The 23,025-nt window shown below is 43.1% G+C and carries 20 protein-coding genes and 1 pseudogene; 10 read left to right on the top strand and 11 right to left on the bottom strand.

What is annotated here, in order from left to right; translation table 11 throughout:
• Window positions 1-31: 31 nt before the first annotated feature.
• Window positions 32-1,051, top strand: coding sequence for an asparaginase (locus NAF17_RS16530; protein WP_252759128.1), 1,020 nt, complete (start codon window positions 32-34; stop codon window positions 1,049-1,051).
• A gap of 237 nt (window positions 1,052-1,288) precedes the next feature.
• On the opposite strand, the gene NAF17_RS16525 is transcribed toward NAF17_RS16530, so the two are convergent.
• Both NAF17_RS16525 and NAF17_RS16520 read right to left on the bottom strand, forming a co-directional pair.
• Entirely contained in the window at window positions 1,289-1,459 is a 171-nt protein-coding gene (locus NAF17_RS16525) for a LytTR family DNA-binding domain-containing protein (RefSeq protein ID WP_256474549.1), read from the bottom strand.
• Between the two features lie 88 nt (window positions 1,460-1,547).
• Window positions 1,548-1,802 (bottom strand): response regulator, encoded by a 255-nt coding sequence (locus NAF17_RS16520; protein ID WP_252759126.1) that lies wholly within the window; start codon window positions 1,800-1,802, stop codon window positions 1,548-1,550.
• Window positions 1,803-2,403: 601 nt separating this feature from the next.
• Here NAF17_RS16520 and NAF17_RS16515 point away from each other — a divergent pair.
• The 4 genes and pseudogenes from NAF17_RS16515 to NAF17_RS16500 all read left to right on the top strand — a co-directional run.
• Entirely contained in the window at window positions 2,404-2,592 is a 189-nt protein-coding gene (locus NAF17_RS16515; RefSeq protein WP_252759125.1) for a hypothetical protein, read from the top strand.
• A gap of 66 nt (window positions 2,593-2,658) precedes the next feature.
• Complete coding sequence (locus tag NAF17_RS16510) at window positions 2,659-2,904, top strand: DUF3108 domain-containing protein (protein ID WP_440347860.1); 246 nt, start codon at window positions 2,659-2,661, stop codon at window positions 2,902-2,904.
• Window positions 2,905-3,054: 150 nt separating this feature from the next.
• The gene (locus NAF17_RS16505) at window positions 3,055-4,575 is read left to right on the top strand and encodes a cryptochrome/photolyase family protein (RefSeq protein ID WP_252759123.1); all 1,521 of its coding nucleotides are present in this window, start codon (window positions 3,055-3,057) and stop codon (window positions 4,573-4,575) included.
• Window positions 4,576-4,816: 241 nt separating this feature from the next.
• A pseudogene (locus NAF17_RS16500) lies at window positions 4,817-5,230 on the top strand (glycoside hydrolase domain-containing protein); the annotation flags it as partial.
• A 56-nt stretch (window positions 5,231-5,286) separates the two neighbouring features.
• Here the strand turns inward: NAF17_RS16500 and NAF17_RS16495 are convergent.
• Window positions 5,287-7,614 carry a S9 family peptidase gene (locus NAF17_RS16495; protein WP_252759122.1) on the bottom strand — a complete coding sequence of 776 codons (2,328 nt, stop codon included), beginning with the start codon at window positions 7,612-7,614 and terminating at the stop codon, window positions 5,287-5,289.
• Window positions 7,615-7,802: 188 nt separating this feature from the next.
• On the opposite strand from NAF17_RS16495, the gene NAF17_RS16490 reads away from it, so the two are divergent.
• Entirely contained in the window at window positions 7,803-8,885 is a 1,083-nt protein-coding gene (locus NAF17_RS16490) for an NAD(P)-dependent alcohol dehydrogenase (RefSeq protein ID WP_252759121.1), read from the top strand.
• A 52-nt stretch (window positions 8,886-8,937) separates the two neighbouring features.
• Here the strand turns inward: NAF17_RS16490 and NAF17_RS16485 are convergent, their stop codons facing one another.
• Window positions 8,938-10,464 carry a choice-of-anchor I family protein gene (locus NAF17_RS16485; RefSeq protein WP_252759120.1) on the bottom strand — a complete coding sequence of 509 codons (1,527 nt, stop codon included), beginning with the start codon at window positions 10,462-10,464 and terminating at the stop codon, window positions 8,938-8,940.
• A gap of 154 nt (window positions 10,465-10,618) precedes the next feature.
• The gene (locus NAF17_RS16480; protein WP_252759119.1) at window positions 10,619-10,921 is read right to left on the bottom strand and encodes a hypothetical protein; all 303 of its coding nucleotides are present in this window, start codon (window positions 10,919-10,921) and stop codon (window positions 10,619-10,621) included.
• 220 nt (window positions 10,922-11,141) lie between these two features.
• Here NAF17_RS16480 and NAF17_RS16475 point away from each other — a divergent pair, with 220 nt between their 5' ends.
• From NAF17_RS16475 to NAF17_RS16460, 4 genes are all read left to right on the top strand, one after another.
• Window positions 11,142-11,693, top strand: a complete 552-nt coding sequence (locus tag NAF17_RS16475) for a fibronectin type III-like domain-contianing protein (RefSeq protein ID WP_252759118.1) — start codon at window positions 11,142-11,144, stop codon at window positions 11,691-11,693.
• Window positions 11,694-11,962: 269 nt separating this feature from the next.
• Complete coding sequence (locus tag NAF17_RS16470; RefSeq protein ID WP_252759117.1) at window positions 11,963-12,850, top strand: dienelactone hydrolase family protein; 888 nt, start codon at window positions 11,963-11,965, stop codon at window positions 12,848-12,850.
• A gap of 426 nt (window positions 12,851-13,276) precedes the next feature.
• Entirely contained in the window at window positions 13,277-14,308 is a 1,032-nt protein-coding gene (locus NAF17_RS16465; protein WP_252759116.1) for a YncE family protein, read from the top strand.
• 19 nt (window positions 14,309-14,327) lie between these two features.
• The gene (locus tag NAF17_RS16460) at window positions 14,328-15,170 is read left to right on the top strand and encodes a phosphatase PAP2 family protein (RefSeq protein ID WP_252759115.1); all 843 of its coding nucleotides are present in this window, start codon (window positions 14,328-14,330) and stop codon (window positions 15,168-15,170) included.
• 7 nt (window positions 15,171-15,177) lie between these two features.
• Here the strand turns inward: NAF17_RS16460 and NAF17_RS16455 are convergent, their stop codons facing one another.
• The 6 genes from NAF17_RS16455 to NAF17_RS16430 form a co-directional block, all read right to left on the bottom strand.
• Window positions 15,178-18,228 (bottom strand): efflux RND transporter permease subunit, encoded by a 3,051-nt coding sequence (locus NAF17_RS16455; protein WP_252759114.1) that lies wholly within the window; start codon window positions 18,226-18,228, stop codon window positions 15,178-15,180.
• Window positions 18,228-19,160, bottom strand: coding sequence for an efflux RND transporter periplasmic adaptor subunit (locus tag NAF17_RS16450; RefSeq protein ID WP_252759113.1), 933 nt, complete (start codon window positions 19,158-19,160; stop codon window positions 18,228-18,230). Before NAF17_RS16450 ends, NAF17_RS16455 begins: the two co-directional genes overlap by 1 nt.
• A 1-nt stretch (window position 19,161) precedes the next feature.
• Entirely contained in the window at window positions 19,162-20,400 is a 1,239-nt protein-coding gene (locus tag NAF17_RS16445; RefSeq protein ID WP_252759112.1) for a TolC family protein, read from the bottom strand.
• Between the two features lie 168 nt (window positions 20,401-20,568).
• Window positions 20,569-21,006: a PepSY-like domain-containing protein gene (locus NAF17_RS16440; RefSeq protein WP_252759111.1), complete on the bottom strand. Its 438-nt coding sequence runs from the start codon at window positions 21,004-21,006 to the stop codon at window positions 20,569-20,571.
• A gap of 76 nt (window positions 21,007-21,082) precedes the next feature.
• Window positions 21,083-22,330, bottom strand: coding sequence for a sensor histidine kinase (locus NAF17_RS16435; protein ID WP_252759110.1), 1,248 nt, complete (start codon window positions 22,328-22,330; stop codon window positions 21,083-21,085).
• Window positions 22,327-23,004: a response regulator transcription factor gene (locus NAF17_RS16430; RefSeq protein ID WP_252759109.1), complete on the bottom strand. Its 678-nt coding sequence runs from the start codon at window positions 23,002-23,004 to the stop codon at window positions 22,327-22,329. The genes NAF17_RS16435 and NAF17_RS16430 overlap by 4 nt, the downstream gene beginning before the upstream one ends.
• Window positions 23,005-23,025: the final 21 nt, after the last annotated feature.

Here is a 23,025-nt window from a genome sequence, read left to right as displayed (position 1 = left end):
TATATTATTTTACAGTATAAACCTGACCCAAATGAGCCAGATATTGATCATCTATACCGGAGGGACAATTGGTATGATGAGCGACCCTGTTACAAAAACGTTGGTACCCATCAACTTTGAACAGATAATGGATAACGTGCCCGAACTGGAAAAGCTTAATTGTAAAATTAAGGTGCACTCGTTTGAGCATATCATCGATTCATCGAACATGAACCCCGAAGTTTGGGCCGAACTTGCCGCGCTTATAGAAGCCAATTACGACGAGGTGGACGGCTTTGTAATATTACACGGATCGGATACGATGGCTTTTACTGCATCAGCGCTAAGCTTTATGCTGCAAAATCTGGACAAGCCGGTAATTTTCACCGGGTCGCAGTTACCCATCAGCGCGGTACGTACCGATGCAAAGGAAAACCTGATGACTTCGATAGAGATAGCAAAAGCTAAAAAGAACGATAAATCGCGTGTGCCCGAGGTTTGTATCTATTTTGATTACAAACTGTTTCGTGGTAACCGCGCGTTCAAATATAATTCATCAAAATTCGAAGCATTCCGCTCGCCAAATTACCCAATACTGGCCGAGTCTGGCGTGCACCTGCGTTTTAGCGTGAACGACATCCGCGAACCTGGAACAGGTCCGTTGAAAATTCATAACACGTTGGTTAACGATGTAGCGGTACTAAAACTTTATCCCGGTATTAGTCCTAAGGTTGTGGAAACCATTTTAGGTGCCGATGTACGCGGTATTGTAATGGAAACTTTCGGCGCCGGTAATACCACTACCGACCAATGGTTTATCGACCTGCTGAAAAACGCTATCGATAACGGCAAAGTGATCCTTGATATTTCGCAATGTAAAGTGGGTACTGTTGAGCTTGGCCGCTACGAAACCAGCAAACAGCTTAAAGACATCGGCGTAGCCAACGGTTACGATATGACCTACGAAGCAGCCGTCACCAAAATGATGTACCTGCTTGGCCAACTTGATGACCCTAAAGAGGTAAAACGCTGTTTGGAAAAGGATCTAAGGGGAGAATTGACGGAATCGTAGGTAACTCACATGGTCAAAAAAAAGTGTTATTGCGAGGAACTATAGCAACGTTGCAATCTTCGGTAGATTTGTCTGCGGCTCTGTAAGTAGGGGATTGCCACGCTATCGCTTGCAATGAAGTGTGTTTTAATAAGGCTCCTAAAACATCCTCTCCTTTATTACCGGTATAAAACTATTTCTAAAATTTTCACTAACCGGAATCTGTTTATCGCCAATGTAAATATGGTTATCCTGTATTTAACTGAGCAATTTGGTGTTGACGATATAAGAGTTGTGCACCCGCACAAAAGGTGATAATAGCTGCTCTTCAATATCTTTTAAACGGCGGTAGATCAATAACTCCTCGGCACCGGTAATCATGCGCGCGTATTCTTTTTCTCCTTCAAAATAAAGCATCTCATCCAGCAGGATCTTGCGTAGGGTTTTGCCTGTTTTTACAAAGAAGTAGCCCTCATCGGCTTTGCTTTCTGCAACCGGCTGTTTACCAAATGCAGCCTCAATTTTTTGGGTGGCAGACAGGAAACGTTTTAATGTAATAGGTTTTACAGTTAGTGGATAGTTTGGAAAGCGTAACTATCTGCGGTATACTCGGTATATAAGCGGTAGTGAATACAATTTTGGTTTCTTTGGGGAGCAGGCCGGCCAGTTCCATCCCGGTAAGGTATGGCATATTAATATCCGGAAAGATAAAATCAACAGTTTGCTTTTTCAGGAAATTCATTGCCTCCAGGGCGTTGTAGTATTTACCCAAAAGCTACCATTGGGTGGTTTGCCCAATAATCACCTCCATCAGTTTAACCGCGTTGGGCTCGTCGTCGATAATGATATACTTTAAATTTATGCCAGTGGGATGTTTAGGTTTGCCACATAAATATCGCCTTTATTTTCAACGTTTAATTCAAAATTATTGCCGTAAAGCAGCATTAGCCGCTTGCGCAGGTTTTCGATATCAAACCCCGTTTACACTGCATTTAACGTATCTCGGTTAATTGTGTTGCTTGTAGTGAATATCAGCCTGCCATTTTGCTGAGTTAGCGAGATCTCTATTTTTTATTAGTGCTGCTGCTTTTATCAATGCCATGCTTAAAATGTTCTCTACAAAGGTCATCAGTAACTTGGGCGGTATTGCAATCTTTGGTGAAAATGAGATCAATATCATAGCGAATGCAAATCTTTTGCAACGTTATATAATTCTTTAGGAATTAAATCTTGGTACCCAGGTTAGCTTCTTGTTTGGGGCTTTCGTCGACAAAGTAGTGCATAATGTCGCTCATCGCTTAAACACTGCTACCTTAAAGCTTGGCTTGCGCCAATATTTGGTTTATTTTCAATCGCCCAAGAAAACAAAGAACTTGGGTTATTGGCTTTGGCTGCGCGATACCAAAGTAGAAACACGGGCTGGTCAGCAGGTATTGGTAACCAGCCAGCATTGGTATGGCAGCGATAGCACCAGCTACCGCATGGTTTACTTGGTAAACCGCATGAGCGATTTCGCGCCAATATATCATGCCGAAAACGTTGCCGGTAAAAACCGGGCGTAGTATTGGAATGCCGATAAAATTAAAGGTGCAGATACGGTTGCAAGTAATAATGCAAAAGATTTTTAGCTGGATTTTACCTCGCCCAACTTTAACTGGAATCTGGATATGGGAACTTTCCAGATGCTGCCATTGGCTACAGGTAAAACCTTTGCCATCAATTTTTATGATGCAGGCTTGGGCAAACCCGATTATATAATTTATAAAGTAATTGGCAGCGAAGTGATGATGGCCATGGATAACCAAAAGGTTGATTGCTGGAAACTTTTTAATGAAAGCAATTACAAAGGCCAGCACGCCACCAAAACATTTTAAATCAGTAAAAAAGGCCACGGGTTTATAAAGGAGAAAGTTGTTTTCCCCGGTGGTTTCCGTTAGAAGAAAAAAAAAGCCCGATGCAATATATAATGTATTTTTAAGGTTTGGTAAGTAGAACAATTTGCCTTTACAACATGTTCTGAAACTATGCACGCAACAAGTATCACGTTAATTTTTCCGCACCAGTTGTTTGAGAAGCATCCGGCCGTGAAAGATGATCGTTTGGTTTATCTGATAGAAGAGGAGCTTTATTTTAACCAATTTACTTTTCATAAAATGAAACTGGTGCTCCACCGCGCATCCATGCAGTTTTATGCTGATTTTTTGCGGGATAAAGGCTTCAAAATAGAGTATATTGAAGCTACGGAAAAACTTTGTGATGTACGTAAACTTATTCCGCACCTGGCTAAACAAGGGGTGGAGAAAATCCACTATGCCGATGTTGCTGACTATTGGCTGGAGAAACGTTTAGATAGCGGCTGCGCTAAATATAACATCGCGTTAGCAAAATACCGCAGTCCCAATTACCTCAACAGCACCGATGAGGTGGCCGATTATTTTGATGGCCGCAAAACCTATTTCCAAACCGATTTTTATATCGCACAGCGGAAACAGCGCAAAATACTAATTGAAGCCAATGACAAACCCTTAGGCGGCAAATGGACATACGACAGCGAAAATAGGTTGAAGTTTCCAAAAAATGAAGCGGTGCCCGTGTTAGATGTACCTGCCGAAAACAAGTACGTAACCGATGCGCAGCAATGGGTTGATAAACAGTATCCGGACAATTACGGAGGCACCGCATCGCCGTTTGGTAACCTTGGTGGCTTTTACCCGGTTAATTATCAGGAGGCTGAGCAATGGCTGCAAAACTTTCTAAAACAGCGTTTCCATAACTTTGGGATCTATGAAGATGCAATGGTGTCGCAACAAAGTTTCCTGTATCATTCGGTACTCACGCCCATGCTTAATATTGGCCTGCTAAACCCGCAGCAGGTGATTGATGGGGCGCTTGATTTTGCCGCAGAGAATAGTATCCCGCTAAACTCACTCGAGGGTTTTATTCGCCAAATTATGGGCTGGCGTGAGTTTATCCATATTGTTTACGAGCGCGAAGGGGTAAAACAACGTACCAAAAACTACTGGGGCTTTAAAAGGAAGATTCCCGCCTCATTCTGGAAAGGAGAAACCGGGATTGTGCCGGTAGATGTGGTTATTAAAAAGCTTTTGCATACAGGCTACAGTCACCATATAGAACGGCTGATGGTAATGGGCAATTTTATGCTGCTTTGCGAGTTTGACCCGGACCAAGTTTATCAATGGTTTATGGAGATGTATATTGATGCCTACGACTGGGTAATGGTGCCCAATACCTATAGTATGACGCAGTTTGCCGATGGCGGGCTGATGACAACCAAGCCCTATATCAGCGGTAGCAACTATCTCTTGAAAATGGGCGACTGGCCAAAAGGCGACTGGCAGGAAACCTGGGATGGCATGTTCTGGCGGTTTATGCATGTGCATCGCAACTTCTTCCTGCAAAACCCGAGGCTGGGCATGCTCGTTAAAACCTTCGATAAAATGGCTTCCGAAAAGCGTGATAAACATTTGGCGAATGCTGAAAAGTTCTTAAAAGAACTTGATAACCAAGGCGGTTATATAAAGTAACACGCAAATATTTCCTGTAAATAATATTTAGATATTAATATCTGTTAAGTTGAGCGTTTTTCTTAGTTTCTCATTTTAAAACGTATGTTATTTACACCCATAATGAGTCAAATAATTTAAATATTAGTTAAGCCGGGGCTGTTCTTAGTACTCAACTAATCAAATAATTTTAAGTGTTACATTAGAGCAGGCAGAACAACTGAGCTGGTTATTCAATTTCTTGGGCTAGCCATGGCTAACGCAAAAATGGGCAAGGCTTATAGGTCAGGAATTTTACGGTATCGAACCTACCCACGGTTATGGTTACGGGAAGGACGAAGACCGGGGGCAACTTGGTTCCAAGTATGTAATAAATGCTTTGAGCCTGTTTGATGTGAAAGGTTTTACAGACCTGCGCCCGATAATTGAATTGGGCAGCCCGATATTTGTCAAAGCAACCATTAAACTGGGCGATGGCAAAATCCTAATTATCGAAACCGAAAACAACGGTAGGGACAATTTATACATCCAATCAGCCGAGTTTAATGGCACGCCGCTTGATAATTGCTGGCTTTACCGCGATGAATTAATAAAAGGCGGCAAGCTAACCTTTGTGATGGGCAGCCAGCCCAATACAAATTGGGGTACAAAAACGCCTCCGCCATCGGCACAATAATTTACAAAAAAAGCCCCGATGTGATCGGGGCTTTACTATTGGTATTTTTCGCTGATTTAGCGTTTGGTCGATTTGGGCCCAAGAACGTAATCATAAGGTGGCTCGGCACCTAACAGGTTCTTCACAAAATAATCCCAGCGGCGGCGCATCATGTAGTATGAATACTGGCCGTATCCATGCGCGCTGTTAGGGAATATCACCAGGTCGAAGCTTTTGTTGGCTTTCTCCAATGCTTCGGCAACTAACAGGGTGTTGTATGGTGGCACGTTGTTGTCCATCATACCGTGGGCAAGCATCAGTTTACCCTTTAGGTTTTTGGCAAAGTTTTGGTTTGCCTGTGCATCGTAGTTTGAGTTTTCTACTAAACCATTGTAGCGTTCGCCCCAATCATCCTCGTAGTTGCGGTTCTCGTGGTTGCCAGATTCTGAGATCCCTACCTTAAAGAAATCAGGGTATTTAAACATCGCGGTAGCAGTAGCAAAACCACCACCAGAGTGCCCCCAGATACCCACTTTAGTAGTATCTATAGGGTATTTGGCAGCTAACTGCTTAATGCCTGTAATCTGATCCGGCAGGGTGTTGTCGCCCATATTACCATAGTTCATATCATGAAAGCTTTTTGAACGTAGCGGGTTGCTGGTGCCTTCTATCACTACAACAATAAAGCCCAGTTCGGCAAGTGCCTGGTGGTCGCCACGGGATGCGATGAACGACCAGCTACCTACACCACCACCTTGCGGGCCAGGGTAAATATAATCTATAACCGGATATTTTTTACCTGCATCCATTTTGGTTGGCGTAAATACCAGGCCATAAATATCGGTTGTGCCATCATGTGCTTTTAGTTTAACAGGAGCAGGCGCTTTCCAGCCTGTAGCGGCAAGCCTCGATACGTCCGTTTTTTCTAAAGTGGCTAACAAGTTGCCTTTCATATCGCGCAGAACGGTAACCGGCGGTACATCGGGCTGTGAGTAGGTATCCACAAAGTAATTTTCATTTGGGGAGAAGTTAACATTGTGGTTGCCAGCCTCTGGCGTCAGCAAGGTTAAACCTTTACCATTGAAACCAATTTTATAAAAGTGTGAAAAGTATGGGTTGCCCGGCTCGCGGCCACCTGCAGTAAAGTATAGGGTACGGGTTTTTTTATCAACTTTTAGCAGTTTAGTAACTACAAAATCGCCTTTAGTGATCTGGTTCTTTAGTTTGCCGGTTGTGGCATCGTAAAGGTACAGGTGCCCCCAGTTGTCGCGTTCCGAGAACCAAATGATCTCTTTAGATGCAGGCAGGTAACGCCAGTTGATGGCGTCCCAACCCGATTCATATTGAGTTTTAACGGTTTCTTCAAATACCTCGCGTACGGCACCGGTAGTGGCATTTGCTATTCGGAATTTCTCATTCTTATGGTCGCGAGAGGTTGATACAAATGCAAACTCGCTGCCATCGGCTTTCCAGTCGGCATCATCAAAGCTGCCGCTGCTGGCTATATCATCGCTCAGCGTAGCACGGTGCGGATCGGGCGCGATATTAAAGCGGATAACTTTTGGGTTCTCTACATCAATAATAACCCGTTGGATAGTAACAATATCTTTATCTCCCGGCAATGGATATTTCCAGGACATTAAGGTTGGTTTACCCACGTTGGTAGTAACCAGGTACATGTCGCTCACCTTTCGCTGGTCCTGCTGAAAGGTTGCCACTTTCTTAGAGTCAGGCGACCACGATACAATCGGCCTGTCGCTCATGGTCCATCCGGCGTTGTCGGTGGCATAGCCAAAATCTTTTACGCCATCGGTAGTCAGTTGGGTTTGTTTGCCGCTGGCGACATCACGCACCCAAAGGTTATAGTCTTTTATAAAAACAGCTTTGCTACAATCGGGCGACATCACCTCGTTGCCACCACCACGTGCGGCACGGCCTGTTAAAGTAGCCGTTTTACCCGCAACAGCTTTTGAAGTATCGGCGGTCAACTGGTTAGTTGCCGGGTTATATGCCCATTTTTTAGCATCTACAGAAAATAAAACAGATTTGCCATCGGCCGAATAATTAATGCTTTGAAATGGCAATTTGTTAGCATCATAAGTTTTGCCGGTTGCGGTTGATAAAGCTGCGGCAAGTTCCTGTGAATCGAACGCGGTGGTACGTGTTTTTTTAGCGGGGTCAACCAGTATAAATTCGTTGCCTTGCGCGGTTGATACACTATACCAGAATTTATCGCCCGGGAGCCAATTAGGGGAAACGTTTGCCCTGGCAACCAAAGGGGAAGTATTGTAGCCTAAAAAAACCTCGGCACGCTCATAATCCTTAGCGGTTATGGGGGCATTTTGCTGTGCGTTGGTTCCCAAAGCCATCGCCAAAGCCGTTACCGTTAGTAAGTATTTGTTCATTATTTATCAGTTAGTCAGTAATAACATTTGAAGATACTAAAGTAAAGCATTTTAACAATTTTATAAGCTGTAATAAATATAATGATTGTTACATATAACTGGAGTTTGGTTTCTTTTAATTTTATAAATTATCGTAAAACTATAGTTTGTTAATTCGGTTATTATAACATCATTTACAAACTAAAACTATGGAAACTATAAAAGCAAAAGGCTACGGAACATCAGGCTCGATATTTAACAGCCTCTCGATAATGGAATTTGAGCGTAACGCGCCAAAAGAAGATGAGGTACTGATAGATGTTTTATATTGTGGTGTTTGCCACTCGGATGTGCACCAGGTAAAAAACGACTGGAAGAATACCATATACCCATGCGTGCCCGGTCATGAAATTATTGGCAAGGTAACCGCGGCAGGTAGTGGTGTAACCAAATTTAAAGTGGGTGATACCGTGGGTGTAGGCTGTATGATAGATTCTTGCGGCGTGTGCCCGGCCTGCCAGGAACAACTGGAGAATTATTGCGAAGGCCCTGTAAGCTGGACCGCGACTTATAACGGTCATATGAAGCCTGATGGTAGCGACTTTAATACTTACGGTGGATATTCAACTAATCTGGTAGTAAAGGAATCGTTTGTATTACGTATACCGGATGCTTTGGATATTGCCGCAGCAGCGCCCATCCTTTGCGCGGGTATCACTACGTACTCGCCATTAAAGCACTGGGGCATAAAGCCGGGCGATAAAGTTGGTGTTGTAGGCATCGGCGGTTTAGGCCACATGGGTGTGCAAATTGCAGCAGCAATGGGTGCCGAAGTAACCGCTATTACCCGCACGGAGGAAAAGCGTGAAGCCGCCCAAACTTTAGGCGCAAAAGATGTGATCATATCAGAGAATGAGGAGGAGATGGCTGCGCATGAGTTAAAGTTCGATTTTATATTGAACACCATTCCCGACCCATACGACATCAACAAATACATCAATCTGCTAAAACGCGATGGTACCATTGTGGCAGTAGGGGTGTTGGCACCATACCAGGCACCTACTAACAACATGGAAGTAGCTATGCACCGTCGCTCGGTTGCGGGCTCAGTAATCGGTGGTATTGCCGAAACACAGGAAGTACTTGATTTTTGTGCCGAGCATGGTATTTTGCCCAATACCGAGTTGATCAAGATCCAGGATATTAACAAGGCATATGATAAGATGCTGGATGAGGAGGTACGCTTTCGTTATGTGATCGATATGCAATCGCTTAAAGAAGAGGAGGTATAATTAAAATTAAAAGGCTCCGATACATCGGAGCCTTTTAATTTTAATTATTTTTTTAGATGGTATTGGGAGTGTAAACTTTTATCACACCATCATTTTCGCTACTCACAACTAACAAACTCTTTTTAGTAGGGCTGTTTTTTGCCTGGATGATCAATACACCTTCGGGTGCATCGCCACATTTTAACAGTTGTAGAAACACAGGCTTTGTTGGATCGGTAACGTCATAAACGGCAACCGCATCCGCACGCTCCATACCTACAAAAGCTACATTTTTATTACCTATTTTACCAATTGCTATGCCTTCGGGCTCAACAGATTTATCATCGCTGCGGCCATCATCATAGGCACCTGCTGCAATATTTTTTGTATCTAACTCATTTTTGCTGTCGAACACTTGTTTACCATCAAGCCCGTTCCATACGCTGAAAGAACGTGAGCCTAACGAGTATAAAGCGTCATAATCGCCGTCGCCATCTGTATCACCTAAAGTGGTGGTTATATTTAAACGGCCAAGCTGTGCATCTTTTTTAAGGTCGGCACCATTAGGGAATAATACTGCATCAAGCTTAATATCTTTAATTCGCTTTATCTCGCTAAAACCACCATATTCTCTTGCATCGCCTTCATTCGCGGTAAATAAATAAGGTATGCCGCCTTGCTCTATAACAGCAATTCCATCGGGCATGTAAATACCTTTAACCGGCCATTTGGCAGCAAATAATTTATTGTCCTTATCACTTGGGTCAATCTCGTTACCTGCTACATTGTAATCTTTAAAGCCAAGCGGAAATATATTGGTAATAGTTTTAGTAGCGATGTCAATTTTAGCGATACCATTATTTTCCTGCAAAGTAACCCATACGGTTTTCGAATCGGCAGATATAGTGATATATTCCGGTTCGATGTCTTTTACGAAATCGTTACCCAAGCCAAATATTCTGAAGCCTTTAGCCATCAGCTCGGCCTTGTGGCCGGCAAATGCAGAGAAATTAATCGTAGTTACCGCGTAATCGTTCGCTACCGATATGATAGATACTGTACCGGCAGGGTCATTGGTGTAAGCGTCATTTGGTTCGCCCTCGTTAGCGGTCAAAATAAACTTGCCATCGGGCGAGTAGGTAACCATGTCCGGCAATGCGCCAACATTTATCACTTTTACTACGCTAAGGTCGTCCGTTTTAAAAACAGCAACTTTTCCATTTGCCTGTTTATCGGTATATTCTATAGCCGCGGCCAATTTACCGCCAGATACAGCCACACTGTTTACTGCACCGCCATAAGGGGCCATGCTGATAGAGTTGATAACCGACATGTGCAGCGGGTCTTTAAAATCGATAACATCAACTTTATTTACGGCCCCATTATTTACTACAAAAAGGCGGTTGGTTGCCGCGTCGAACGCGCTGATCTCGGCTGCGCCTACGTCGCCAATATCAAGAGAGCCTATTTCCTTGAAAGTAGCAGGGTCTTCATTTACAAAAAATTCGGGCTTAACCGGCTTGGGGTCGTTTGTGATCTTGTTTTTTTTACAACTAAAAATAAAAAGACATAGGAATACAAATAATAAATAATGCTTCATAGTGTTTGTTTTTGTTTGAACCACAAAACTATCTGCACAAGGTTAATACACCTTACAGTCTATATTAAGGGTGTGTTAACAACATCAGCGTATAAACAACAAAGCCCAATGAAAGTAAATTCATTGGGCTTTGTATTGATATAGTTAACTTAAGTTAGTTTTCCCCACCTTTTACAACAATGCCGCCTATTGGCTCGCATGTTACTGCAACGGTAACTTCCGCTTTTTTAACGCCATTTTCGCTAATGCTTTTGTCTGAAGATATTGCCGGTTTACCGCCTTTTACAACAATAATACCAATTGGGTTACCCGGGCGTGTTGCATCATTTGTGTTATGTTTAATAGTGTTAAACCCTCCACTTGTATAAGTACGGTGATCTTCGGTAGCTGCTTGTGTTGGGTTTTGGCCTCCTTTAACCACTACGCCACCTATAGGCTGGCCGGGAGCTTCAGCCATTGAAGCTCCACTTCGGCTGTTTGGGTTAAAGCTGATAAACTAACAAATGATAATGCTAAAACTGATAATGATAACTTTTTCATGATTTTGATTTTTAATAGTTTCTGCATCCATATAAGCCGCAACGTATTTTTGTTACCCCCCAAAAGTAATTTTCGTCGTATTTTTCTTTTTCGAATTTATAAAGGAGCGGCGAGCGCGCAACTTTGCCAAACGTTTAATGGCTACCGGCATCAAGTTGGCAACTACGTTCCCGGCAAGTTATAAAGATGAGCCAAGCGCTAAGAATTTCCCGGGTAAGGAGTTTCCTTACAAAGCAACAACAGGCATGCTGGGTATGAAAGCTATACCGGAAGAGGTTACTTATGAAGAGGGAGTTTATGTTGGATACCGTTATTACAATACATTTAAAAAGGCTACAGCTTATGAGTTTGGTTACGGGTTATCTTACACCGGGTTTACTTATAGCAACCTTACTTTGAATAGCCCAACGTTCGCAGGTAAAATTACTGCAAGCGTAAAAGTTACCAATATGGGTAAAGTTGCCGGTAAAGAAGTAACGCAACTATATTTGAACGCGCATGCAAAAAGCATGGATAAGCCTGCCGAAGAACTTAAAGGGTTCGCCAATACTGCCTTATTGCAGTTCGGCGCTTCGCAAGTGTTAACGTTTACCATCAACGCTAAAGATCTTGCTTCGTTTAACACCAAGCAATCTGCCTGGGTTGCAGAAGCGGGTACTTACAATGTTAAAATTGGTGCATCAAGCTAAAATATAAAACTGCAAAAAGTATTTAAACTGGCTAAAGCCATTACAGTAAAAAAAAGTCAATAAAGCTTTAGTGCCACAAGTGGCGAAAGATGAACGTAAAAAATAATTGCTGATATTTTTATTGCTAAAGGCCTGCATACGCATAAGTGTGCGGGCCTTTATGTTTTATTTCTTCAAACAAATATCAAAACTATCTGTGTAGCAAGAGTGTTAGTATTAGTGTAGCAAGCCATTGCCGCTAATTATTAAATTTAAAAAAGCCTTTTACCATGAGTGAGATCAAAAAAGAAGATGTTAAGCAGGAAGTGTTTGACCTGTATGATGATTACGCACACAACCGGCTGGACCGCCGGGTATTTTTAGAGAAACTATCAATTTACGCGGTTGGCGGTTTAACCGTGCCCGCCCTGATGAGTTTCCTGATGCCCGATTACAAGAATAAAATTCAGGTTAAGGCAGATGATCCGCGATTGGATTCAGGGTATATCAATTATGCTTCGCCAAAAGGTGGAGGCAGTATAAAAGGTTTGCTATCCAAACCAAAGGGTGCTAAAAAGAAACTTGGCGGTGTGATTGTTGTACACGAGAACCGCGGTTTAAACCCATACATTGAGGATGTAGGCAGGAGGGCGGCACTAGCTGGCTTTGTTTCGCTGGCGCCTGATGCACTTACACCAGTTGGTGGTTACCCGGGTAATGATGATGCCGGCCGCGAGCTGCAAAGCAAACGCGACCCAAATGAAATGCAGGAAGATTTTATAGCAGCTTACGAATACCTTAAAAACCATAAAGATTGCAACGGTAAAATTGGTGTTGTGGGATTTTGTTATGGTGGAGGTATAGCCAACATGATGGCCGTACGCGTGCCCGAATTGGCCGCAGCAGTACCTTTTTATGGCGCCCAGCCTTCAGCTGCAGATGTGCCGAAAATTAAAGCACCGCTAATGCTGCACTACGCATCGCAGGACACCCGGATAACTGGCGGCTGGCCTGCGTATGAAGCTGCATTAAAAGAGAACGGCAAAAAATACCAGGCATTTATTTACGAGAACGTAAACCACGGTTTCCATAACGATACAACACCAAGGTATGATAAAGCCGCTGCAGAACTGGCCTGGAAACGAACCATCGATTTCTTTACAGAGAATTTGACATAAGCCGTTAATCGGTTTGGGTTTGTGAAGTATAATACGATTACTACCGGTGCTATAAACTTACAGCGGCATAATTAATATACAGGTTAAATACAATAAATTTTCTGCTTTAGGGCAGTCAACCTTGAACACACAAACTGCTGTGCAACTTAAATTAGAATTAACAACCAACAACACATGCAAGTTTTATTACAGGAAGGGGAAAAATGGAGTGGAAAGAACTTACATCCGAAACTCGGTTGAAAGCTGATTTTTTACCACAATGGGATCGAAGCCCAAGGGCAGGACTGCACTTTAAGGATGATAGCAATCAGGAGGTGCTTTTTTCTGATTTCACTATCACAAATTATTAATTATAAGTGACGTGTAAAAAATATTATCCAACATTCCTACAGAATAGGATAGTAAATAGCATTAAAATTAACCATCATGCCAAAATCTAGTATAATAAAAGCGTTTACCATTATTGGCGTTGCGCTTGTATCTTTAAATACTTCGGCCCAAACTAAAACCGGCTTACATATTCTTAAAAAGCATGCTATAAAAAGTAGCGGCGGTTGGGATTATATTACGGTAGATGCTGCCGAAAAAAAGATCTACGTATCGCACGGTACGCAGGTTAATATTTTAAGCACGGTTACGGGCGACTCTATTGGTGTTATCCTCAACACAAACGGTGTGCATGGTATTGCATTGGTTAAAACTTTAGGCAAGGGTTATACCAGTAACGGGCGCGATAATAGCTGTACCGTTTTCGACCTGAAAACGAATGCAGAGATCGGCAAAATAACCGTCGGCACAAATCCTGATGCTATATTTTATGACGAGTTTTCTAAAAAAGTTTACACATTTAACGGCCGCAGCAGCGATGCTACCGTAATTGACCCGGCTACAGATAAGGTTGTTGCAACCATCCCTCTTGGCGGTAAACCCGAAACCGGCGTGTCTGACGGTAAGGGGAAAGTTTTTGTAAACTCCGAAACTACTAATGAGGTTGTGGTAATTGATGCTAATACCTACAAAGTAATCAAACGCTATAAAATAAATGGTGGCGATGAGCCCTCAGGCTTAGCTATAGACAGGGCGACTAACCGCTTATTTATCGGCTGCGGCGGCAATGCCACCATGGTTGTGATGGACGCCACAAATGGTAAAAATCTGGCCAAATTTAAGATTGGTGATTGTGATGGCGTTGCTTTTGACCCTGCCCTAAAGATGGCGTACTCATCAAATGGCGATGGCAACATGTCGGTTATTAAAGAGGTGAATGCCAATAAATTTGTATTTGTAGAGAACATAATTACCGAAAAAAGCGCGCGCACTATAGGTATCGACTTAACTACTCATCATTTATTTTTACCTGCCGCGCAAATGAAAGCAACACCGCCAACGGCAGAGAATGCCAACCCGCGCCCACACATGATAGCTGGTTCATTCCACATTATTGAAATAGGTAAATAATACCTCTAACACTTGTACATTGAAGAAAATCATCTACCTGATACTTTGCCTTGCGGGATTTAACGCCTCGGGACAGGTAATCGATACAGCCAAGAAAGTAAATATTGCAGATACCTTAAAAAAGGACCTTTTTACCGCGCCGGATACGGTTAAGCATTTACGTGGTAAAGCCTGGGCATTAGTGCCTCCGTCGGTTTTGATTGCCTACGGGGCAAGTAATTTCTTTTTTAAACCGGTAAGGAGGTTGGATGTAAGCATTAATAACGATATTATGGAGGATGCCCCAAACTTCCGCCATCACCCCGAAAACTTTTTTCAATTTGCGCCGGTAGCCTTGGTTTACGGGCTAAATCTGGTAGGCGTACATGGCAAAAATACTTTTATTGATCGCACCCTTATTTTTGCAATGGCCGAGGGTATGATGGGTTTAACAACGTTTGGGATAAAAAAGATAAGCCACAGGCTTCGCCCGGATGGTTCTAACTATTACTCCTTCCCATCCGGCCATACGGCCAATGCTTTTTTGGGTGCCGAGTTTATGGCTCAGGAACTGGGCGATAAATCTATAGCCTACAGCGCCGTGGGTTATAGTTTTGCCACCGCCACCGGCATACTCCGTATGTACAACCGCGACCATTGGTTTAGCGATGTTGTTGCCGGGGCAGGTTTTGGTATTTTATCTACCAAGGCGGCATACTTGCTTTATCCTTATATCCGCAACCGCCTGTTTAAGGCCGGCCGCGAAAAGGAAATCAACCGGAATTTGCCTGCTGAGTTGAAAAAAGAACCTAAAACAAGCTCTATCCTACTGCCATCATATAACCAGGGCAACCTGGGTTTGCAGTTTTCGATGCAGTTTTAATTGTACCTTATTTCTTGGCGAAAACATGATCGCGGTAAAAGATCCGCAGCATGCTTGGCAGTACAATTAACAGTAAAGGCAGTGCGGCTAAAAATCCGCCGATAACAGCAATAGCCAAAGGCTGGTGCAATTGAGCACCTGCACCAATGCCCAGTGCCAGTGGCATTAGCGCTATAATAGCACCCAACGCGGTCATTAATTTGGGGCGAAGGCGGGTTGATATGGAATATACAATGGCATCATCCACACTACTTGTCCTTGCGCTTTCGCGGAACTGCCAAAAGGTAAAAATAGCATTCTCGCCAATAATACCAACTATCATGATCAATCCCGTATAGCTACCTACGTTTAGCGGTGTATTGGTGACAAACAAGGCCAGCAAACTGCCGCCGATACCTAAAACGGCTATCACCAATATCAGCAACGCTATCCTGAATTGTTTAAAAAGGAACAATATCACTCCAAAAACCAACAGGCTTGCGGTAACCAGTATCATCAAAAGCTCTTTAAAGCTTTGCTGCTGCTCGGCATAGGCGCCGCCGTATTCCACGTGGTAGCCGGGCGGCAGGTTTACTTTTTCGGCTATGCCTTTTTGGATGGCGGGTATAACGCTGCCCAAATCACTGTTCTCTAAACGGGCGCTGATGACACCCATTGCCTGAAGATTTTCGCGTTCTACTTCGGCATCGCCGGCGCGCAGGTTTACATTGGCTAACTGGGTAATGGGTATCAGCTTGCCATCGGGTAAAAACAGGTTGAGGCGTTTGATGCCTGCTACATCCTGCATGCGGTTACCCGGATAAACCATGCGGATGGGCGACTGTTGCTCCCGCTCGAACAGGTTGCCGATCACGTTACCTTCTAATGCCGATTGCACCTGTGTTTGCAAAGCCGCCGGGGTAATATTGTATTGCGCCAGCTTGGTATAATCGGGCACTATATCAACCGATGGCCCGGCTATTACAATACCATCAAACACATCTGCAGTGCCTTTTACATCGGTTACTATGGCGGCTACCTGTTTGGATAACGCATGCAATTTAGCCTGATCGTCGCCAAAAACTTTTATTTCGATGGGTTGGGTAGATGTCATAAGGTCGCCCAGCATATCGCCTATAACCTGCCCAAAATCAACCCGTAGGGCCGGTTGGGTAGCTTCTATGTGCGAACGCAGGTCGCTAATAACCTCTTCGGAGGTTTTGCTGTGGCCTTTTTTTAACTGGATCAGGTAATCGCCGGTATTGGGTTCGGTGATAAAGAAGCCCATTTGCGTACCTGTACGGCGCGAATATGCTGCAACATCAGGCTCCTTGATAATTACTTTTTCTATCTCGCGCAGCATGCGGTCGGTTTCTTCAAGGGATGTGCCGGGAGGGGAGGTGTAATCTAAAACAATACTGCCTTCGTCCATATCCGGTAGGAAACCGGTCTCTAAACGGCCCGGAATGACTATAATAACCGCCACCAGCCCCAGTATCAAAATAATGCTCATGAACGGCCGCAGAATGAAGAACGAAACCCAACGTTGCCTTTTTACTTCATGTGCCACTTCCTTTTTACCAAGCGTATTTACTTCCGAATTTTTGGTAAGTAACAAGTAAATAACAGGTAACCCTATCCATGTCACAAAAAAAGACGACACCAGGGTGATGATCATGGTATCGGTCATCACTTTAAAGTAAGCACCTGCAACCCCCGTCATCAGCAAAAACGGGATGAATATAACGATGGTACTTACAGATGAGCCCACCATAGCCGGGAACAGGTAGTTGATAGCTTTTTCCAGAAGGTTAACCGTAGGCTCTTCGGGATGCTCCTCATGCGTGCGGTGAATTTGCTCAACCACCACAATGGCATCATCAATTATCAAACCTATGGCCGCCGCAATAGCCCCCAGTGTCATGATGTTTATGGTATAACCAAAGGCATATAAAATGATGAGCGTCAACCCTAATGTAACCGGTATGGTGATCAAAATTGTTGCACTTGCCTTCAAAGATCTTAGGAAAATGATAGCCACAATAATGGCCAGTGCCAAACCTATCCATAAACTATCGCTTACACTTTTTACAGACTCATTTACAAAATCGGCCTGTACATAATATGGTTTTATAGATACTCCTTTGGGTAGCACCTTTTGCAGTTCGGCCACTTTGTTAGTCATGGCTGCTGACAGGTCGACCAGGTTTGAGTTGGGTTGTTTGATAACTGCTATCAACACACCTTCGTGACCATTGGCGTTTATCTTGGTGTATTCAATGCCGGGATTTATCTGGATCTCGGCAACGTCTTTTAACTGGATAACACGTTTACGATTATTACTCACTACCAGGTTTTGCAGTTGCTCGCTGGTGTTAACGCTGGCATCGGTAACGGTTAGGTACAGCATCTTAAAATCCGACAGATAGCCGTTGGATTTGATGAACGCCGTTTGCGCTAAAGTGTTGGTAATCATATCGGGCGTTAATCCTAAAGTGCTCATTTTTTGGCGGTTTAGCACCAGCCAGTACTCTTTGGTTTTACCACCGATGACCCGGATCTCCGAAACGCCTACTACCTGCGAGAGGAATGGTTTTACGGTGTAAGTAGCCAGTTGCTTTAACTCGATAGGCGACAGGTTATGGCTCTCCAAGGTATACCCGCTAACAGCCAAGATGGAGGGGTTCATCTTCTCCACCGTTACATTAACCTCAGGCGGTAGTATGTTTTTTATTTGCGCTATGCGCGATTCTATCCGCTGCTGGCTCAGATCAATATCGGCATCCCAGTTCATATAGGCTGAAATCTCGCAGCTACCGCGGCTGGTAATACTGCGCACGTAATGCAAGTCGGGTACTTGTTTAATGGCATTTTCTAACGGTTTTGTAACCGTTACCATCATCTTGTTCACCGGCTGCAAGCCTGCATCGGCAATGATCTTTATTTTAGGGAAAGTGATCTCAGGGAAAAGAGACGTTTGCAGCCTGGAGTAGGCGAACCCGCCACCCAAAAGTATAATAAAAAGCACCAGGCTGATAGGCTTTTTATGGGTGATGAAAAAGTTATTTAGGCTGTCCATTATTTTAAAATTTTAACCTTTGCGGTATCTGCCAAACCATAATTACCGGTTAACGCTATACGGTCGGTCGCTTTAAAGACGGGCGATAGGATCTCAATTTTTCCGCCCGATTCGATGCCTTTTTTAACAGGGGTTTTAACCGTTGTGCTATCGTTTATCAGTTTCATTACCCAAAACTCGTTTTGTGTTTCATTTGATAAAACGGCAGATTTTGGCAAGGATGGCGCACTGCTTTTTGCCGTTTTAATAATGAGTGCTTTAGCCACCAAATTTTCGGGAATAGGGTGGCTGTTGTTCACTTTTATTACAATGCCCTGTGTTTGAGACAGGGTATCAACCGATGGCATTAGTGAGGCAATGTGGCCGTTTAGCTTTTCACCATCCGGCAGGGTGAGGGTCATGTTTTGGTTGTTGGCAATAACGCTCCTTAACTCGTAGGGTAGCTGCAAAACAAATGCGAAACTCTCGCGGTCGCTAATGATGGCCAGTTGCTCGCCATCCTGCACATAATCGCCAACCTGGTGTAATAACCGGGTTACAAAGCCACTGCGTGATGCGCGGATATTGATAACGCCCGAGAACATGAAGGTTGTATCCAAAACGTTAATGGTATTGCCAATGCTTTGCGCCTCTTTAGTTTTTAGGGTAAACATTAGCTGGCCTTTTTCTACATAGTGGCCCGGCTGTACATTTACCTTTTGGATGTAACCGATAGCATTAGCGCTTACATAATTCTTTTGAAGGAACGATGAGGTAGCGTTTAACTCAATGGTATCTGCCAGGGCACTGTTGCCAATAGTGGTAATCGTTATAGGTGTTTGCGACGCTGATGCGGCCTCTTCGTGGGCAGGCTTAGCGCCTCCGCATGAATAAAGTGCCGCCGTTGCTAAACAGGCAGAAAACATGGTGAATGGCTTGTAATATTGGTTCATATTATCGGCTCCAGTAGTTAAGTTGATTAATGAGTTGCAGCCTGCTGATGGTGTTTTGGGTGAGCAGGTTTTTTATTGTGAGGTAGTTGTTAACGGCTAATATCAGGTCGGCAATTTTAAGGTCGCCGGTTTGCAATAGTTTGGTATCCACCTTGATCAGACTTTCGGAGTATTTAAACTGGTCGTTTATTTCGGCAATTAGTTTATCGTACTCGCCAATTTGTTGATTAAGCTGGTTAATTTGCTGGGTGTATTGGTTGTTAAAAAAAGCTTTGTAACTGCGGCTGGTTTCCTGCTCAAGCGAAAGCTTTTTGTAAAGCAGTTTGCGCTGCCCGCCATCATATAAAGGCATAATTACACTAAAGCCCACGCTGGTACCAAAGTTTTTATAATACTGCGCGGTTAAATCAGAGTTGTAACCACCATCGGCAAAAACACTTAATTTGGGGCGATAGCTATAATCAATCAACTTACGGCTATTATTTAGCCTAATGCTATCTAACTGGTATTGTTTAAAAAAGATACTTGCACTACGGTCGGTAGTATTTACAGCTTTTTTCAGTTCGGGTTTGGTTATCTCAAAAATACTGGTATCGGCTACTCCGGATAAATAATTGAGCGTAGCGTAATCTGTTTTGTATTGTAAACGTGTTTGTGATAGTTGCAACTGCGCCTGCTTTAAGGTAACCAAAAAGGTAAGGTAATCGCTTTGCCGGTAAACGTTGCTACGGGTAAGGCGTTTCAGCAGGCCTTCTTCTTTACTTAGCAATTCAACTACTTCCTGGTTAAAGCGTTGCTGTTGCAGGCTGCCGTAAGCGGCAATATATTGGCCGATGATGGTGCGCCGAAGATCCTGTTCAGACAATTTAATACTGTTACGTAACGAATCGTTTTGGATGCCTAATACCGCAAACTGGGCGTTTAAATAACCCTTACCGATAAATGCTTTACTAACGGTTAGCAAGCCGCTTAACGATTGCCCGTTGGTAATGGCCGATGAGTAACCGTATCCGCGTATTACAGGCGCGTACAAGCCCGTGCTGCTGGCCGTAACCTGTGGTTTAAACCCGGCAAGGATGCGCACACTATCCAATTGGGCCGATAGGATCTGGTTGTTAAGATCTTTAATCAGCGGGCTACTTTTTACCGCCTGCTGCAGGTAATCGTCCAAAGTTTTACTTTGGCCAAAGCAGGTTGTGCTGAATAAAAAAAGCAAAAACAGGTTGATAAAATATTTCATCTAGTGCGTAAAGTATTGGCTCTTAAGTTAAATTTTTCAATTGTAAATCTCTCATCTAATTCTGTAAACATTTTGTGGGATATGGAGATATAAAATATGCCGGGGATGGCTTTATCCCCCCGGCATATGACCAGCCACAATTTCCCGATGAATGGCTTGAATTTAATATTAATCCTGGGCTATTTTAATGAATTTGCCTGCGCTATCAAAAAGCAGGTCTTTGCCATTTACTTCGGCCTCATAATTTATTTCGCCGTTTGCTTTGGTGATTTTGGCGGCTTCTTTTATAATTGCGCCTTTATAATGTTGTTTTAAGTATACAATTACGGTTGCAGGCAGGGTAGCTGCATTTATTTCCAGTTCAGATTCTACCTGCGCGCCATCAGCCTTAAACACGGCGGACATTTCATTATTGCCCTGTTTAAAGCCTGCTTCAAAATCACCTTTTTCTTTTTCCCATTTAACGGCTTTTATACCGGGATAAGCTTTTTCAAAAGATGTTTTTACCGCTGCCGGCACCTTTGCCGAATTAAGTTTTTGGGCCATAACTGTTATACCCAAACTTGTTGCTATTAAAATAGCCGCTGTTGTTTTAATAAGTTTCATGTTTAGTAATTTTTACACTAAACTATCAACCCAATCTGTACTCAATTTGGAATAAAACTGTAGGGAATTGGGATAATTAAAATATAACGGAGAAGGTATGCATTTTATCATCCAGTTTGTACCCGAGCTTAAACCCATATTTATCGCAAATCTGTTTACAAAGGGTTAAACCAAGGCCAATTCCTTCAGATCCATCCGACTTATGAAAACGTTTCAGCATCTGATCAAAATTAAAACTACCCTCGCCTGTATTGGTAATGGTAAGCTTTTGCGCATCCAGTATAACAGATAATTGGCCATTATGATAATTATGCCTGATGGAGTTACTCAGCAGGTTGTTAAGCAAGATCTCGATAAGCGATTTATTAGCATGGATCTTTTTATTATGAAGATCGGTCGATAGTATAATATCTAACTGTTGTAGCATTTCTTCGTGCTGGTAAAGGCATTCTTCTAACACTTCTTTAATGTCAACATCGTGGATGTCTTTTATCAAGCCATTTTCTATTTTGGCAAGCAACAGCATAGATTTATTTAGCCTTGTAAGGCGGGTTACTGTGCTGTAAATATCATTCAATAGTTTGCTTTGCTTATCTGTAAATTCATCAGTTTGTACCAGGATATCTAATTTTGAATTGATGATAGAGATCGGTGTCATCAATTCGTGCGAGGCATTTTCGGTAAATCCTTTCAGGTTTTGATAATCGCTTTTCACCCTGTCGGCCATGCTGATAACCGCCTGGTCCAACTCGGTAAATTCATCAATAGTAGATAGTGTGCTACTTACAATAGGATTACTGGCTAAACTAAATTCCTTTAGTTGAAATAATACTTTATAAAAAGGTTTCCAGATGCTTTTTAGTATCACCCGGTTGAGGATTATCAGAATGGCAAGGAGAGCTACAATTACGCCAATAGTTATCAGGAAGATGATTTGGATCAGATCCTCGGTTTCAACTTTAGACTGGGTTACTGTTATCCTGTAGTTTTGCCCGGATACCTTTACCGAACTGATAAGCGCGCGTGCCGCTTCTATTTTTTTTTCATCGTAATCCCGGTAAACGGTATCTAAAAAGCGGCGTTGATCGCTTTGTTGACCAATTGGGGCAAAAACTATTTGTTGGTGATTGCTTTCATAAACATCAGGCAGGCGATGGTTTTTGCTTACGTAGCTAAATACCTCGTTCTCTTCAAGCACCAGGTCTTTATCTATTTGCCCGGTTAAAATATGGCTGATGGTATAGTAATAAACAATACCGGTAACCAGCATGATGACAATTGTTACGCCTATGTTAACACGGTTGTACTTGTCAAACAGTTTCATGCATCGGTAAATTTGTAGCCCATGCCATAAGCCGCTTGTATGTAATCGTTAGCGCCGGCCTCAACCAGTTTTTTGCGGATGTTTTTAATATGTGAGTAGATGAAATCGAAGTTGTCGGCAATATCAATGCTATCGCCCCAAAGGTGTTCTGCAATGGCACTTTTAGAAACTACTTTACCTTTATTTGCAATAAAATATAGTAAAAGCGAATATTCTTTACGGGTAAATTTCACAACCAGATCATTTAATTTTACCGTTTTTGCGTCCAAGTCGATATTGATCTCGTTAAATTTAAGAATGCTGCTGCCGTTAAAAGACCTTCGCCTTACAATGGCCGTAACCCGCGACTTTAATTCAGACAAATGGAAGGGTTTGGTAAGATAATCATCGGCACCTAAGTCAAGCCCGGTAAGGCGGTCATCCAGGGAGTTTTTAGCTGATATGATGAGCACACCATCGTTATGCCCATTCGCTTTTAAGTGTTTAACAATGTCCAGTCCGTTTCCATACGGTAGGGTTAAATCAAGAATCACGCAATCGTAACGGTACACACTAACTTTTTTCAGGGCCGATGTAAAGTCGTTCGCGGTTTCGCAAATGCTGTCGCCGCCGGTAAAGTACGCTTCTATGCTATCGCGTAAGCCGGTTTCATCTTCTACTATCAGTATCTTCACCCTATAAAATTAATACTTAAA

The sequence above is a fragment of the Mucilaginibacter aurantiaciroseus genome (assembly GCF_024055595.1).
Taxonomy (GTDB): domain Bacteria; phylum Bacteroidota; class Bacteroidia; order Sphingobacteriales; family Sphingobacteriaceae; genus Mucilaginibacter; species Mucilaginibacter aurantiaciroseus.
Note: the sequence above shows the minus strand (reverse complement) of the source record. Positions and strands in the feature narration are given on the sequence as shown.

Bases quoted from the DNA above. Each gene is read 5' to 3' on its own strand.
- NAF17_RS16530 (WP_252759128.1), top strand. From the start codon at position 32: ATGAGCCAGATATTGATCATCTATACCGGAGGGACAATTGGTATGATG.
- NAF17_RS16505 (WP_252759123.1), top strand. From the start codon at position 3,055: ATGCACGCAACAAGTATCACGTTAATTTTTCCGCACCAGTTGTTTGAG.
- NAF17_RS16495 (WP_252759122.1), bottom strand. From the start codon at position 7,614: ATGAACAAATACTTACTAACGGTAACGGCTTTGGCGATGGCTTTGGGA.
- NAF17_RS16490 (WP_252759121.1), top strand. From the start codon at position 7,803: ATGGAAACTATAAAAGCAAAAGGCTACGGAACATCAGGCTCGATATTT.
- NAF17_RS16485 (WP_252759120.1), bottom strand. From the start codon at position 10,464: ATGAAGCATTATTTATTATTTGTATTCCTATGTCTTTTTATTTTTAGT.
- NAF17_RS16480 (WP_252759119.1), bottom strand. From the start codon at position 10,921: ATGGCTGAAGCTCCCGGCCAGCCTATAGGTGGCGTAGTGGTTAAAGGA.
- NAF17_RS16475 (WP_252759118.1), top strand. From the start codon at position 11,142: ATGGCTACCGGCATCAAGTTGGCAACTACGTTCCCGGCAAGTTATAAA.
- NAF17_RS16470 (WP_252759117.1), top strand. From the start codon at position 11,963: ATGAGTGAGATCAAAAAAGAAGATGTTAAGCAGGAAGTGTTTGACCTG.
- NAF17_RS16465 (WP_252759116.1), top strand. From the start codon at position 13,277: ATGCCAAAATCTAGTATAATAAAAGCGTTTACCATTATTGGCGTTGCG.
- NAF17_RS16455 (WP_252759114.1), bottom strand. From the start codon at position 18,228: ATGGACAGCCTAAATAACTTTTTCATCACCCATAAAAAGCCTATCAGC.
- NAF17_RS16450 (WP_252759113.1), bottom strand. From the start codon at position 19,160: ATGAACCAATATTACAAGCCATTCACCATGTTTTCTGCCTGTTTAGCA.
- NAF17_RS16445 (WP_252759112.1), bottom strand. From the start codon at position 20,400: ATGAAATATTTTATCAACCTGTTTTTGCTTTTTTTATTCAGCACAACC.
- NAF17_RS16440 (WP_252759111.1), bottom strand. From the start codon at position 21,006: ATGAAACTTATTAAAACAACAGCGGCTATTTTAATAGCAACAAGTTTG.
- NAF17_RS16435 (WP_252759110.1), bottom strand. From the start codon at position 22,330: ATGAAACTGTTTGACAAGTACAACCGTGTTAACATAGGCGTAACAATT.